14 protein-coding genes are annotated in these 14,852 nt (G+C 70.4%); all 14 read left to right on the top strand.

The features are described from left to right. Window positions 1-61: 61 nt before the first annotated feature. The 14 genes from lepA to leuA all read left to right on the top strand — a co-directional run bounded on the left by lepA (window position 62) and on the right by leuA (window position 14,836). A complete protein-coding gene (gene lepA / locus AB0N82_RS11825) occupies window positions 62-1,906 on the top strand; it encodes a translation elongation factor 4 (RefSeq protein ID WP_315995622.1) in 1,845 nt (614 codons plus the stop codon). A 27-nt stretch (window positions 1,907-1,933) separates the two neighbouring features. Beyond that, on the top strand, window positions 1,934-2,578 hold the full coding sequence (locus AB0N82_RS11820; protein ID WP_363391803.1) for a DUF1990 family protein: 645 nt from the start codon (window positions 1,934-1,936) through the stop codon (window positions 2,576-2,578). Continuing rightward, on the top strand, window positions 2,578-3,795 hold the full coding sequence (gene hemW, locus AB0N82_RS11815; RefSeq protein WP_363391801.1) for a radical SAM family heme chaperone HemW: 1,218 nt from the start codon (window positions 2,578-2,580) through the stop codon (window positions 3,793-3,795). The genes AB0N82_RS11820 and hemW overlap by 1 nt, the downstream gene beginning before the upstream one ends. 265 nt (window positions 3,796-4,060) lie before the next feature. After that, the gene (gene hrcA, locus AB0N82_RS11810; RefSeq protein ID WP_363391799.1) at window positions 4,061-5,101 is read left to right on the top strand and encodes a heat-inducible transcriptional repressor HrcA; all 1,041 of its coding nucleotides are present in this window, start codon (window positions 4,061-4,063) and stop codon (window positions 5,099-5,101) included. 62 nt (window positions 5,102-5,163) lie between these two features. Further along, complete coding sequence (gene dnaJ, locus AB0N82_RS11805; protein WP_363391797.1) at window positions 5,164-6,288, top strand: molecular chaperone DnaJ; 1,125 nt, start codon at window positions 5,164-5,166, stop codon at window positions 6,286-6,288. Window positions 6,289-6,290: 2 nt separating this feature from the next. Continuing rightward, window positions 6,291-7,025: a 16S rRNA (uracil(1498)-N(3))-methyltransferase gene (locus AB0N82_RS11800; protein ID WP_363391795.1), complete on the top strand. Its 735-nt coding sequence runs from the start codon at window positions 6,291-6,293 to the stop codon at window positions 7,023-7,025. A gap of 170 nt (window positions 7,026-7,195) precedes the next feature. Next, window positions 7,196-7,543: an HIT domain-containing protein gene (locus tag AB0N82_RS11795; protein ID WP_363391793.1), complete on the top strand. Its 348-nt coding sequence runs from the start codon at window positions 7,196-7,198 to the stop codon at window positions 7,541-7,543. A gap of 49 nt (window positions 7,544-7,592) precedes the next feature. Then, window positions 7,593-8,618, top strand: coding sequence for a PhoH family protein (locus AB0N82_RS11790; RefSeq protein ID WP_315995901.1), 1,026 nt, complete (start codon window positions 7,593-7,595; stop codon window positions 8,616-8,618). Further along, window positions 8,615-9,082: an rRNA maturation RNase YbeY gene (ybeY, locus tag AB0N82_RS11785; protein WP_076675771.1), complete on the top strand. Its 468-nt coding sequence runs from the start codon at window positions 8,615-8,617 to the stop codon at window positions 9,080-9,082. The genes AB0N82_RS11790 and ybeY overlap by 4 nt, the downstream gene beginning before the upstream one ends. Then, the gene (locus AB0N82_RS11780; RefSeq protein ID WP_315995629.1) at window positions 9,079-10,389 is read left to right on the top strand and encodes a hemolysin family protein; all 1,311 of its coding nucleotides are present in this window, start codon (window positions 9,079-9,081) and stop codon (window positions 10,387-10,389) included. The genes ybeY and AB0N82_RS11780 overlap by 4 nt, the downstream gene beginning before the upstream one ends. Further along, complete coding sequence (gene era, locus AB0N82_RS11775) at window positions 10,386-11,279, top strand: GTPase Era (protein WP_315995630.1); 894 nt, start codon at window positions 10,386-10,388, stop codon at window positions 11,277-11,279. The genes AB0N82_RS11780 and era overlap by 4 nt, the downstream gene beginning before the upstream one ends. An 87-nt stretch (window positions 11,280-11,366) precedes the next feature. After that, window positions 11,367-12,314: an NADP-dependent oxidoreductase gene (locus AB0N82_RS11770; protein WP_363391790.1), complete on the top strand. Its 948-nt coding sequence runs from the start codon at window positions 11,367-11,369 to the stop codon at window positions 12,312-12,314. Beyond that, window positions 12,311-12,895, top strand: a complete 585-nt coding sequence (locus tag AB0N82_RS11765; RefSeq protein WP_363391788.1) for a GNAT family protein — start codon at window positions 12,311-12,313, stop codon at window positions 12,893-12,895. Before AB0N82_RS11770 ends, AB0N82_RS11765 begins: the two co-directional genes overlap by 4 nt. Before the next feature lie 180 nt (window positions 12,896-13,075). Further along, complete coding sequence (leuA, locus tag AB0N82_RS11760; RefSeq protein ID WP_363391786.1) at window positions 13,076-14,836, top strand: 2-isopropylmalate synthase; 1,761 nt, start codon at window positions 13,076-13,078, stop codon at window positions 14,834-14,836. Window positions 14,837-14,852: the final 16 nt, after the last annotated feature.

The following is a 14,852-nucleotide window of genomic DNA, read 5'->3' as shown; positions in this document are numbered from 1 at the left end:
AGGCGCAGCCTGAGCGTCCGCGGACGGCGATGTCGGCGCGCCACCGTAGAATCGACGGAACATGTCACCGCGCGCCCTGAAGCCCCTCGAGCCGTCCGCCACCCCGCCGGCGCAGATTCGCAACTTCTGCATCATCGCCCACATCGACCACGGCAAGTCGACGTTGGCCGACCGCATGCTGCAGATCACCGGCGTCGTCGCCGACCGCGACATGCGCGCGCAGTACCTCGACCGCATGGACATCGAGCGCGAGCGCGGCATCACCATCAAGTCGCAAGCGGTCCGGATGCCGTGGTCCACGGCCGACGGCACGTTCGCCCTCAACATGATCGACACCCCCGGTCACGTCGACTTCACCTACGAGGTGAGCCGTTCGCTGGCCGCGTGCGAGGGCGCGATCCTGCTCGTCGACGCCGCTCAAGGCATCGAGGCGCAGACCCTCGCCAACCTCTACCTGGCGCTCGAGAACGATCTGACGATCATCCCGGTGCTGAACAAGATCGACCTCCCCGCCGCCGACCCCGACAAGTACGCGGCCGAGCTGGCGGGTCTCATCGGCGGCGACCCCGCCGACGTGCTGCGCGTCAGCGGCAAGACGGGGATGGGCGTCGAGGAGCTGCTCGACCTCATCGTCGAGAAGATCCCCGCTCCCGTCGGCGTGGCGGACGCGCCCGCGCGCGCGATGATCTTCGACTCGGTCTACGACGCCTATCGCGGCGTGGTGACCTACGTCCGCATGATCGACGGGGCACTGCAGCCGCGCGAGCGTCTGCAGATGATGTCGACCGGCGCGACCCACGAGGCGCTCGAGATCGGCGTCTCCAGCCCCGAGCCGATCCCCACCCAGGGGCTCGGCGTCGGCGAGGTCGGCTACCTCATCACCGGCGTGAAGGACGTGCGCCAGTCGAAGGTCGGCGACACGATCACGACGCACCGCAAACCCGCCACCGAGGCTCTCGCGGGGTACACCGACCCGAAGCCCATGGTCTTCTCGGGTATCTACCCGATCGACGGCAGCGATTACGCCGAGCTGCGCGAGGCCCTCGACAAGCTCAAGCTCTCCGACGCCTCGCTGCAGTACGAGCCCGAGACCTCCGTCGCGCTCGGCTTCGGGTTCCGTTGCGGCTTCCTCGGCCTGCTGCACCTCGAGATCATCACCGAGCGCCTCTCACGCGAGTTCGGTCTCGATCTGATCACCACCGCTCCGTCGGTGACCTACGAGGTCACCACCGACACCGGCGAGACCGTGTCGGTCACGAACCCGAGCGAATACCCCGACGGCCGCGTGGCCTCGGTCTCGGAGCCGATCGTCAAGGTCGGCATCCTGCTCCCGAAGGACTACGTCGGTACCGTCATGGAGCTGTGCCAGTCACGCCGCGGCACGCTTCTCGGCATGGACTACCTCAGCGAAGACCGGGTCGAGCTGCGCTACAACATGCCGCTCGGCGAGATCGTCTTCGACTTCTTCGACCACCTGAAGTCGCGGACGCAGGGCTACGCGAGCCTCGACTACGAACCGGCCGGACAGCAGACCGCCGACCTGGTGAAGGTCGACATCCTGCTGCAGGGCGACAAGGTCGACGCGTTCAGTTCGATCGTGCACCGCGAGAAGGCCTACAGCTACGGCACGATGATGGCCGAGCGGCTGCGCAAGCTCATCCCGCGCCAGCAGTTCGAAGTGCCCATCCAGGCCGCGATCGGTGCGCGCATCATCGCGCGCGAGACGATCCGCGCGATCCGCAAGGACGTCCTCGCCAAGTGCTACGGCGGTGACATCACCCGTAAGCGCAAGCTCCTCGAGAAGCAGAAGGAGGGCAAGAAGCGCATGAAGATGGTCGGTCGCGTCGAGGTCCCCCAGGAGGCGTTCATCGCCGCGCTCTCCGGCGACGTCGAGGCCAAGAAGTAGAACGCACGCAACCGAGAGGGGTGGATCATGCGCAGGCAGAACTTCACCGATGACACGGTCGACTACGCGGCGGTCGGTGCCACCCAGGCGCCCGACCTCATGCAGTATCCGCCGGAGCACTCCGTGCCCGCCGAAGACGCCTGGCGCATCGGCAGCGGCGAGGAGCGTTTCGCCGCCGCGAGCGAGCTGCTGCTGTCGTGGGCGCCGTTGCGCGGCGAGGAACTCAGCATCACCGACGTGCGCCCGGCATCCGGGGAGGGCTACGCGGGCGTCGGCTTCGACGCCGAAGGCGCGCCCGTCGCGCCGAGCCGGCTCGAAGCAGAGCAGCGCTTCGCCGCCGACGGCACGCCGTTCGTCCGCCCCGGCACCGGCGTGCGCCTGCACGGCAAGGTCGATGGACACCGCGCCGACGCCGAGTTGCGCGTCATCTCGGTCTTCGAGGAGCCTCGTCGTGTCGGCTTCATCCTGGGCACCGTGGGGTACTCGATCGTGAGCGGCGAGGAGCTCTTCAGCCTCGAGTGGCGCGAGAACGACGAGGTCTGGTTCGTCGTACGCGCCTTCGATCGGCCCACCGCCCCGTCGTACCGCCTCTTCACCAGCCGCGTCCGGCGTCGGCGCAAGGCGTTGTTCGCGCGCTACCTGCGCGCGATCTCGCCGCTGTACTCCTCCTGATGGGCGGGCCCCTCCCGCTCGGAGACCCCGCGCCGGTCGACGGACGCCTCCCCGACGACCTCGTCATCGATCCCGGCGCCGATTTCGGCGTCTACCTGCACGTGCCGTTCTGCCGTGTGCGCTGCGGCTACTGCGACTTCAACACCTACACGGCGAGCGAGCTCCGCGGAGCGCGGCAGGACGACTTCGCCGACACCCTGGCCACCGAGGTGCGCCTGGCGGGCGCAGTGATGGATGCCGCGGGCGGTCGGCGCGCGGCATCCACGGTGTTCTTCGGGGGAGGGACGCCGACGCTGCTGCCGCCGGGTGACCTCGCTCGCATGCTCGACGCGGTCCGCGACGAGTTCGGTATCGCGGAGGGCGCCGAGGTGACCGTGGAGGCGAACCCCGACACCGTGGACGACGCGGTCGCCGGCACCCTCGCCGCCGCCGGGGTGACGCGCCTGTCGATCGGCATGCAGTCGGCCCGGCCCCACGTGCTCGCGGCGCTCGACCGCACCCACGATCCGCTGAACGTCGCCACCGCGGTCGCGGCCGCGCGCCGCGCCGGTCTCGACGTCTCCGTCGACCTGATCTACGGCGCGCCGGGGGAGTCGCTCGACGACTGGCGCGCCTCGCTCGAGGCGGCGACCGCTCTCGAACCCGACCACGTGTCGGCGTACGCGCTCATCGTCGAGGACGGGACGAAGCTCGCGCGGCAGATCCGCTCCGGCGCCGTCGCGACGCCGGACGACGACCTGCAGGCCGACATGTACGAGCTCGCCGACGATCTGCTCGCCACCGCGGGCTACGACTGGTACGAGGTGTCGAACTGGTCGCGGGGCGTCGCGCACCGTTCGCGCCACAACCTCGCGTACTGGCGCGGCACCGACTGGTGGGGCTTCGGTCCGGGCGCGCACAGCCATGTCGCGGGGCTGCGCTGGTGGAACGTGAAGCATCCCGCCGCGTACGCCCAGCGGCTCGCCGCCGCCGAATCGCCCGCCGCGGCGCGAGAGCGTCCCGACGAGACGGCGCGTCGGCTCGAATCGGTGCTCCTGCGCAGCCGCATCCGCGAAGGGCTCCCGGTGTCGGAGATCCTCGGCGAGGGGCGCAAGGCCGTGGCATCCCTCATCGCCGACGGGCTCATCGAGGGCCCGGATGCCGTTCGCGGGCGCATCGTGCTGACCCGTCGCGGACGCCTGCTGGCGGATGCCGTGGTGCGCGCGCTGACGGCCTGACCCGGGGACGCCTCTGCTGCCCACGGGCTGAATCGTCGGGCGTGACGATGCCCGCGGCCCGTTGGCGCGTCGGTGCTTCGTGCAAACGCCCGGCGAGGCGTAAACGCCCTGTCCGGGGGTTCGCCGCTCGGAGCGGCGTTCACACGCACGCCGCGCCGCCTGACCGCGACGCCGCCGACCTCCGCGAGCCGCTCGACGCACGGGCGGGGCGATCGTCGTAGAATTGGCACTCAGTCGAGTCGAGTGCCAAACGGGAGGAGCAGCCATGGTGTCGGAACGCGGCCTCCAGGTTTTGCGCGCGATCGTCCAGGACTACGTCGACACGCGCGAGCCCGTCGGCAGCAAGGCCATCGTCGACCGCCATGCCTTCGGGGTGTCGGCGGCGACCATCCGCAACGACATGGCCCTTCTCGAGGACGAAGACCTCATCGTCGCGCCGCACACGTCGTCGGGACGCGTCCCGACCGACAAGGGCTACCGCGTCTTCGTTGACCACCTCGCCGAGCTCCGCCCGCTGTCGAGCGCGCAGCGCAGCGCCATCACCTCCTTCCTCGATGAGGCGGGCGACCTCGACGACCTCCTCGCACGCACGGTACGGGCGCTGACGCAGCTGACCGGCCAGGTCGCGATCGTGCAGTACCCCTCGTTCGCTCGCGCCAACGTCACGCACGTCGAACTCGTCGCCCTCGGCGGGCCCCGGGTTCTCGTCATCCTGGTCACCGACACCGGTCGGGTGTCGCAGCGCATCGCGCTCGTGCCCGCCGAGCCCGGCGAGAGCGACATCGCCCTACTGCGCGCGCGCGTGGGCGCGGTGCTCGTCGGACACAGCGTCGCCGAGAGCTCCCAGCGCGTCTCCGAGGCCCTCACTGCCGGCCCGCGCCCCGGGGTCGTGCTCGACGCGATCGCCGACGCGGTCCTGCGCGTGGTCGGGGAGGAGCTCGAGGCCTTCCGTCAGGACCGTCTCGTCATGGCCGGCGCCGCGACCCTCGCCAAGCGCGAGCAGGACTTCCGCGGCAGTATCTACCCGCTCCTCGAAGCGATCGAGGAGCAGGTGACCCTGCTGCGCCTGATGAGCGAGATGGTCGCCGACGAGAAGGGACTGTCGGCGAGTATCGGGCGCGAGAACGAGCCCTTCGGCCTCGTCGAGGCCTCCGTGCTCGCGAGCCGGTACGACGGCTCCACCGGCGGGGCCCGCGTGGGTCTGCTCGGGCCGACCCGCATGGACTACTCCTCCAACCTCGCGGCGGTCCGCGCCGTCGCGCACTATCTGACCCGGATGCTCGAAGACGACGACAGCTCGCGCTGACGTCTCGCGCCGCGAGCACTCCCCACGAGAACGACCCCGCGCGAGCGGGCAGGAAGGCGATTGTGGCTGACCACTACGAGGTCCTGGGCGTCGAACGCGACGCCAGCCCGGAAGACATCAAGAAGGCCTACCGGCGTCTCGCGCGCCAGCTGCACCCCGATGTGAATCCCGGCGAGGACGCGTCCGAGAAGTTCAAACTCGTGACACACGCCTACGACGTGCTGAGCGATCCCGAGCAGCGCCGCCGCTACGACATGGGCGGCGACCAGAGCCCGTTCGGGGGCGGGGGAGCGGCCGGGTTCGGCGGTTTCAGCGACATCTTCGAGACGTTCTTCGGCGGCGCGCAGGGCGGCGGCGGAGGCCGCGGCCCGCGACCGCGGTCACGCCGGGAGCGCGGCCAGGACGCCCTCGTGCGCGTCACGCTGCAGCTCGGCGACGTCGTCTTCGGTACGCACCGCGACCTCGAGGTCGACACGGCGGTCCTCTGCGAGACGTGCCAGGGAGCGTGCACGCAGCCCGGTACCAGCGAGGTCACGTGCGACATCTGCCACGGTTCCGGTCACGTGCAGCGCACCGTGCGGAGCCTCCTCGGCAACGTCGTCACCAGCCAGCCCTGCACCGTGTGCCACGGTCACGGCACGACCATCCCCTACCCCTGCGGCACCTGCCAGGGTCAGGGCCGGGTGCGCGCGCGCCGCACGGTGTCGGTCGACATCCCCGCGGGCGTCGAGTCGGGCCTGCGCCTGCAGCTCCCCGGCTCGGGCGAGGTGGGCCCGGCCGGAGGCCCCAACGGCGACCTGTACCTGGAGATCACCGTGGAGGCGCACGACGCATTCAGTCGCGAGGGTGACGACCTCGTCGCCACCCTCGAGGTGTCGATGCCTGACGCCATCCTCGGCGCCACCACGACGATCGAGTCGCTCGACGGCTCCGTCGACCTCGAGGTGCGCCCGGGCGTGCAGTCGGGCGACGTGCTGACGATCAAGGGCCGCGGCATCACGCCCCTGCGGGGCAGCCAGCGCGGCGACCTGAAGGTCGGTGTGCACGTGGTGACCCCCACGCGCCTCGACCACAAGGAGCGGGCTCTCATCGAGGAGTTCGCCAAGCGCACCAAGGCTCCCGGGCCCCGCCTGGCTGAGCACCAACAGGGCATGTTCAGCAAATTCCGCGATCGCTTCCGCCACTGAGCATGGCGCTGCACTTCGTCACCGACGACGCCACCGACGCACAGCCGGGGGATGCCGTGACCCTCACCGGGTCGGAGGCGCATCACGCCGCGAGCGTGCGGCGCGTGCGGGTCGACGAGGCGGTCACGCTCGGCGACGGACGCGGCGTGTGGCTCTCGGGAGTCGTGACCGCTCTCGGCCCCAAGCAGGTCGACGTGCACGTCACGGGCCGCGAGGAGGTCGCGGCGCCCGTCCCGCGGTTCGTGCTCGTGCAGGCATTGGCGAAAGGCGACCGCGACGAGCTGGCCGTCCAGGCGGCGACCGAGCTCGGCGTCGATGAGATCGTCCCGTGGCAGGCGGCGCGCAGCGTCTCGCGCTGGGATGCCAAGGCCGACAAGGGGCTCGCGCGCTGGCGGACGATCGTCCGCGAGGCTGCGAAGCAGGCGCACCGCGCGTGGGTGCCCGAGGTCGAGGGCGTGGCCCGGACGGCCGACCTCGTCGCCCGTGCCGGTGCCTCTGTCGTCCTCGTGCTCGAGCCGACGGCATCCGTCCGCCTCACCGAGGTGGCCGCGGAGGAATCGGACGGTCGCGACGTGGTGCTCGTGGTGGGCCCGGAGGGCGGGATCGCCCCGGAGGAGCTGTCGGCGCTCGAAGAGGCCGGCGCCCGCCTCGTGCGGCTGGGCGACACCGTGCTGCGGACCTCCACCGCCGGGGCCGCGGCCATCTCGGTGCTGTCGGCGGCGCACGGGCGCTGGTGAGCCTGGCCGTGCCGGGCGCTTCTCGCATCCGGCGCGGATACGGCAGATCGGGGCGTAGATTCTCCGCCCCGAGCGGCGGGATCCGCCCCGATCCGGGTCGGTGAGCGCCGAGAGGGCGTCGGCGAAACGGCCGAGCCCCGGTGTCGGAGGCCCTCACTAGACTGGATGCCATGAGCGAACCGTCGATCTTCACGCGCATCCTGCAGGGCGAGATCCCTGCCGAGATCGTGGCCGAGACCGAGAACGCCTTCGCGATCCGCGACATCGCCCCTCAGGCGCCGGTGCACCTGCTCGTCATCCCCAAGACGCAGCAGTATCGCAACGTCGTCGAGCTCGCGGCCGGCGATCCGGAGCTGCTGACCGAGGTGATCGGTCTCGCGAACAGCGTCGCCGCCGAGCACGCCGACGGCGATTTCCGTCTGATCTTCAACACCGGCGAGGGTGCCGGACAGACCGTTTTCCATGTGCACGCCCACGTTCTCGCGGGCGGCCTGAACGAAAAGAGCCTGGGTGGCTGATTCCCCCGAAGAGACCGTCTCCGAGCAGATCGCCGTCGACGGCGTGGCCATGGTGCAGCTGCTCGGTCCGCAGGACCGTCTCCTGCGCGTCGTCGAGAAGGAGCATCCCGACGTCGACGTGCACGTGCGCGGCAACGAGATCACGCTGTCGGGCTCTCCCGCGGCGGTGCGGGCCGCTCGCGGCCTGGTCGACGAGCTGGTCGCCATGACCCGCTCCGGCCACGGCCTCGACCCGGCCGACGTGACGAGTTCCAACCGCATGCTCCGCACCGACGGCGGGCCTCGCCCGTCCGAGGTGATGGGCGAGGCGATCCTGTCGTCGCGCGGAAAGGTGATCCGCCCCAAGACGGCCGGCCAGAAGGAGTACGTCGACGCGATCGACGAGAACACGATCGTGTTCGGCATCGGCCCCGCCGGTACGGGCAAGACCTACCTCGCGATGGCCAAGGCCGTGCAGGCGCTTCAACGCAAAGAAGTCAACCGCATCATCCTGACCCGACCCGCCGTCGAGGCGGGCGAGCGCCTCGGGTTCCTCCCCGGAACACTGACCGACAAGATCGACCCGTACCTGCGCCCGCTGTACGACGCGCTCAACGAGATGATGGACCCCGACATCGTGCCCAAGCTCATGGCGACGGGCACGATCGAGGTCGCCCCGCTGGCCTACATGCGCGGTCGCACGCTGAACGACTCGTTCGTCGTGCTCGACGAGGCGCAGAACACCACGCCCGAGCAGATGAAGATGTTCCTCACGCGCCTCGGCTTCGGCACCCGCATGGTGGTCACCGGCGACATCACGCAGGTCGACCTCCCGCAGGGCGCCTCGGGTCTGCGTCTGGTCACCCGCGTGCTCGGCGACATCGACGACATCCACTTCTCGCGCCTGACCAGCGACGACGTCGTGCGTCACTCCCTGGTCGGCCGTATCGTCGACGCGTACAGCGAGTACGACGAGAAGCGCCTGGCCGCGCGTCGCGAACGCGACGAGGCCTCCGAGTTCGCCAACCGTGCGGAGCGACGCGGCCCCGGTGCCGCCGGTCCCCGCGATCACCTCCCGAGACGAAACCGCTCATGACGATCGAGATCAACAACGAATCCGGCCACGAGGTCGACGAGCAGGTCCTGCTGCGCCTGATGGAGTACAACCTGGCGGAGCTGCACGTCAGCGCCGACGCCGACGTGGCGATCGTGCTCGTCGACGAGGGGGCCATGGAGTCGCTCCACGTGCAGTGGATGGACGAGCCCGGCCCCACCGATGTGCTGAGCTTCCCGATGGACGAGCTGCGTCCCGGCTCCGAAGACGCCCCCACCCCCGCAGGGCTGCTGGGCGACATCGTGCTGTGCCCCGCCGTGGCCGAGACGCAGGCGGTCGCCGCGAAGCACTCGACGCAGGACGAACTCATCCTCCTCACCACGCACGGGTTGCTGCACCTCCTCGGATTCGATCACGCCGAACCCGACGAGGAGCGCGAGATGTTCGGGCTCCAGCGGGAGCTGATCACCGGGTTCCAGGCCGTCGAGCGCCAGCGTCGGGCATGACCGAAGCGCTCCTCCTCGTCGCCGCCTTCCTCCTCGTCGCGTTCGGCGGCCTGATGGCGGCCTCCGAGGCGGCGCTCGGCGTGACCTCGCGCACCGACCTCCTCGAGCTCGGCGCCTCAGGCCGCAACGCCCGATCGCTCCGGCGGATCGCCGACGACACGAGCGCGCACAACACCGCGGTGGTGTTCATCCGCGTGCTCGCCGAGACGACCGCCGCCGTGCTCGTCGCCGCCGCGTTCATGCTGATCTTCGACGACATCTGGTGGGCCGTGATCGCCGCGGCCGTGCTCATGACGGGCATCTCGTTCGTCGCGGTGGGGGCGAGTCCGCGCACCGTCGGTCGCCAGCACGCGCGCGGTCTGCTGCGCGGCGTCGCCCCCGTCATCCGGGGCATGCGCATCCTGCTCGGCCCGCTCGCGCATGGTCTCGTCGCCGTCGGCAACCGCGTGACGCCGGGGGTGTCGCACTCCACCTCGTTCGCGTCGGAGGAGCAGCTGCTCAGCATCATCGACGAGGCGGCCGAGAACGAGTTGATCGAGGAAGACGATCGCGAGCTGATCCACTCGGTCTTCGACTTCACCGATCGCTACGTCCGCGAGGTCATGGTGCCGCGCACCGACATGGTCAGTGTGGATGCCGCGGCCACCTCCCGCGAGGCCCTCGCGCTGTTCCTCGAGAAGGGCGTCTCCCGGGTGCCCCTCGCCGATGACGACGCCGACGACGTCGTGGGCGTGCTGTACCTGAAGGATCTCGTGCAGTTCGGCTTCCGCGACGAGGCCGGCTGGCGCGACGCCCCCATCCGCCGCATCGCCCGGCCGGCCGTCTTCGTCCCCGAGTCGATGAAGGCCGAGACGCTGCTGCAGCAGATGAAGAAAGATGCCGTCCACGTCTGCCTGGTCGTCGACGAGTACGGCGGCGTCGCGGGTCTCGTGACCCTCGAAGACCTCATCGAGGAGCTGGTGGGCGAGATCGCCGACGAATACGACGCTCCGAACACCGAGATCGTCGAGCTCGGCGAGGGCCGCTACCGCATCAACGCGCGCCTCGGGCTCGACGAGGTCGGCGACCTGTTCGGTCTCGAGCTCGACGACGAGGACGTCGACTCGATCGGCGGCCTGCTCGGCAAGGCGCTCGGCCGCATCCCTCAGCCCGGCGCCACCGCCGAGCACTCCGGCCTCGTGATGACCGGAGGCGCGTCGCGCGGCCGGAACCGGGGCATCGCCACCGTGATCGTCGAGCGCAGCGAGGTCTCCGCCGACGACGACGCCGACGCAGAGCTGTCGGCGCGTGAAAGGAACGACAGATGACCGACACCCGCTCCGGGTTCGTGACCTTCGTGGGGCGACCCAACGTCGGCAAATCCACTCTGACCAATGCGCTCGTGGGCGAGAAGGTCGCCATCACCAGTGAGAAGCCGCAGACGACGCGCCGCGCGATCCGCGGCATCGTCAACCGCCCCGGCGGTCAGCTCGTGGTCGTGGACACCCCCGGCATCCACCGCCCGCGCACCCTGCTCGGTCAGCGCCTGAACGACCTCGTCGAGCAGGTGCTCGGCGACGTCGACGTCATCGCCTTCTGCGCACCGGCGACCGAGAAGGTCGGTCCCGGAGATCGCCGCATCGCGGAGTCGCTGTCGGGCTACCCGCGCGCGAAGAAGGTCGCCCTCGTGACCAAGACCGACGCCGCGACCCGCGATCAGATCACCGAGCGTCTCGTCGAGGTCGATGCACTTCGCGAGGACTGGGCGGCGGTCATCCCGCTGTCGGCGGTGACCAACGATCAGCTCGACGTGCTGAGCGACGAGCTGCTCGCCCTCATGCCCGAGGGCCCCGCGCTGTACGCCGACGACGTGGTGACCGACGAGACGCTCGAAGACCGCATCGCCGAGATCATCCGCGAGGCGGCCCTGCACGGCGTGCGCGACGAGCTCCCGCACTCGATCGCCGTGACGGTTGACGACGTCGCGCCGCGCGAGGACAGCGACCTGACCGACGTGTACGCGAACATCGTCGTCGAGCGCGACAGTCAGAAGGCCATCATCATCGGCAAGAAGGGCTCGCGCCTGGCCGATGTGGGCGCGCGAGCACGCGCGGGCATCGAGCCGCTCGTGGGCGGCCGCGTCTATCTGTCGCTGCACGTGCGGGTGGCGAAAGAATGGCAGCGCGACCCGAAGCAGCTCGGACGCCTCGGCTTCTGAGCCCCGGAGACCGCGCGACACCCGCTCGGCCCCCGACCGCGTGACCCCGACCGTGCCGAACGCGCGGTCGCAACGAAAGGTGCAGGCATGGCGAAGAGGTGGACGGCTCCGGCTCCGGGGCCCATCGAGACGTGGAGCTTCGACGAGGTCGACGTCGCCGCCCCCGGGCCGGGCGAGGTGACGATCCGCGTGCGCGCGGCCGGCATCAACCCGGCCGACGCGAAGCACGTCGCGACGCAGCGCCCCGGCGCGACGTTCCCGGTGCCGATCGGGTACGAGCTGTCGGGTGAGATCACCGCGGTCGGCGATGGCGCGGTCGGCGGCTCGGGAGAGCTCGCGGTCGGCGACGAGGTCGTGGCGTTCCGGGTGCAGGGCGCCTACGCGACCGACCTCACCGTGCCCGCCCGCGACGTCTTCGCGAAGCCTGCGGGCCTCTCGCATCCCGAGGCGGCCAACCTGCTGCTCGCCGGAACCACGGCGGCCGAGATGATCCAGGTCACCCGGGTCGTCGAGGGCGAGACGGTGCTGCTGCACGCCGCCTCCGGCGCCGTCGGGGTGAGCCTGCTGCAGCAGGCGCGCGAACTCGGCGTCCGCGTGATCGGCACGGTCGGGGCGGATGCCGACGACTCGGCCGAGCGCGTTCGTCGCTACGGCGGGATCCCGGTGGCCTACGGCGACGGGCTGCGCGAGCGCGTCGAAGCCGCGGCGGAGGGAGCGGCGATCGTCGCCGCCTGGGACGCGGCGGGGACCGACGAGGCCATCGACGTCTCGCTCGAGCTGGTTTCGGAACGCGACCGCATCGTCACCATCGTCTCGCCCGATCGCGCGAAGGCCGACGGCTTCCTGTGGATCGCCGGAGCCCGCCCGGAGAGCGCCCGTTTCCGCGACATCGCCCGCGCTCGGGTGCTGGAGCTCGCGGCATCCGGGGCCCTGGAGGTTCCCCTCGCCCGCACGTACCCGCTCGCCGAGGCGGTCGAGGCCGTGCGCTTCGTCATGACCGGGCACCCCGGCGGCAAGGTCGCCCTCCTGCCGTGAGCACGTCGCCGTTCGCCCTGCCGCCCGCGCCCGAGACCCTCGAGGTGACGGGGGAGCGCGTGCGCCTGCGCCCTTTCGAGGAGCGCGACCTCGAGGCCATGGCCGGCTACCGCGGCGACGCCGAGGTGTGCCGGTTCCTCCCGTTCGACCCGCAGTCGCCCGACGACATCCGGCGCCGCATCGGGCATCTGTTCGGCGGGACGAGCCTGGACGGCGAGCGCGGCGGTGTCGTCCTGGTCATCGAGAGCGAGGGCGCCGTCATCGGCGACCTCGTGCTGTTCCACCTCGACACGGACGCGGGATCCGCCGAGATCGGCTGGGTCGTGAGCCCGGGGGCATCCGGCCGGGGGCTCGCCACCGCCGCGGTGCGCGCTCTCATCGACACCGCCTTCGGCGTCTACGGTCTGCGGCGGGTGGAGGCCCGGATCGATCCTGACAACGCCCGCTCGGTTGCGCTCGCCGAACGCCTCGGCATGCGCCGGGAGGCGCATTTCGTCGAGAAGGAATGGTTCAAGGGGCGCTGGGGCGACCTGCTCGTGTACGCCGTGCTGACGCGCGAGTGGGCAGCGCCCGCGGCCTGACGTCGGCGGCTCGCGACGCGGACGCGGCGGAGGCCGCGGTGCGGGGCTGCTACGATCGCTCCATGCGCTTCGGTGGCCTTCTTCTTCTTAGCTGCCGCGACGAGTCCTCGTTCTAAGGGCCTTCCTCGTCGCGGAGATCGTCGTCGGCCCCACCGAACGAATCTAAAGAAGCGACACATCATGAAGAACACCCAGAAGCCCACGTCCGCTCCGGTGCACAAGTACCGTCCCTTCCACGAGCAGATCCGGGTCGACCTGCCCGAGCGCACGTGGCCGAGCAAGCGCATCGAGGTCGCACCGCGCTGGTGCGCCGTGGATCTGCGCGACGGCAACCAGGCCCTGATCGATCCGATGAGCCCCGAGCGCAAGCGGGTCATGTTCGACCTGCTGGTGAAGATGGGCTTCAAGGAGATCGAGGTCGGCTTCCCCAGCGCCAGCCAGACCGACTTCGACTTCGTCCGCCAGCTGATCGAAGAAGAACTCATCCCCGACGACGTCACGATCCAGGTGCTGACGCAGGCGCGCGAGCACCTCATCGCCCGCACGTACGAGGCGATCGCCGGCGCGAAGCAGGCCATCGTGCACCTGTACAACTCCACGAGCGTGCTGCAGCGCGAGGTCGTGTTCCGCACCGATGAGCAGGGCATCGTCGACATCGCGCTCGAGGGCGCGCGCCTGTGCAAGAAGTACGAGGCGACGATCCCGCAGACCGAGGTCTATTACGAGTACTCGCCCGAGAGCTACACGGGCACCGAGCTCGCCTTCGCGCTGCGCATCTGCAACGAGGTGCTCGAGGTCTTCCAGCCGACGGCCGAGCGCAAGGTCATCCTGAACCTCCCCGCCACCGTCGAGATGGCCACGCCCAACGTCTACGCCGATTCCATCGAGTGGATGTCGCGGAACCTCGACCACCGCGAGAACGTCATCCTGTCGCTGCACCCGCACAACGACCGCGGCACGGCGGTGGCCGCCGCCGAGCTGGGCTACATGGCCGGCGCCGACCGCATCGAGGGGTGCCTGTTCGGCAACGGCGAGCGCACCGGCAACGTCGACCTGGTGGCCCTGGGCATCAACCTGCTGACGCAGGGCATCGACCCGCAGATCGACTTCAGCGACATCGACCAGGTCAAGCGCACCGTCGAGTACTGCAACCAGCTGCCCGTCCCCGAGCGCAGCCCCTGGGCCGGCGACCTGGTCTTCACCGCGTTCAGCGGTTCGCATCAGGATGCCATCAAGAAGGGCTTCGAGGCGATGGAGGCTCGCGCGACGGCCGAGGGCAAGACGATCGACGAGATCGAGTGGGCGGTGCCGTACCTGCCGATCGACCCGAAGGACCTGGGCCGCTCCTACGAGGCCGTCATCCGCGTCAACTCGCAGTCGGGCAAGGGCGGCGTCGCCTACCTGCTGAAGGCCGACCACGCGATCGACCTGCCGCGCAAGCTCCAGATCGAGTTCTCGGGGGTCGTGCAGGCGCGCACCGACGCCGAGGGCGGAGAGGTCTCGAGCGCCCAGATCTGGGACATCTTCACCGACGAGTACCTGCCCGCGACCGACGACGACCAGCGCTGGGGCCGCTTCGAGCTGCTCTCGACCCGCTCCTCGAGCGACATGTCGGGCGATGTGCACCTCGACGTCTCGCTGCGCGACGGCGACACCACGCACCCGGCCTCGGCCGTGGGCAACGGTCCGGTCGCCGCGTTCCTCGAGATCGTCCGTTCGCAGGGGTTCGACGTGACCCTGTACGACTACGTCGAGCACGCCCTCAGCTCCGGCGGCGACGCGCAGGCCGCGGCCTACGTCGAGCTGCAGGTCGACGATCAGCGCCTGTGGGGCGTGGGGATCGACGGCGACATCTCGACGGCGTCGCTGAAGGCGATCGTGTCGGGCGTCAACCGCGCGATCCGCACGCGTCAGGCCACCGGCGCCCTCGCGGGCGTCTGACCCGACCGGAGCCTCC

This window comes from Microbacterium sp. NPDC089186 (assembly GCF_040685115.1).
GTDB lineage: Bacteria > Actinomycetota > Actinomycetes > Actinomycetales > Microbacteriaceae > Microbacterium > Microbacterium galbum.
Note: the sequence above shows the minus strand (reverse complement) of the source record. Positions and strands in the feature narration are given on the sequence as shown.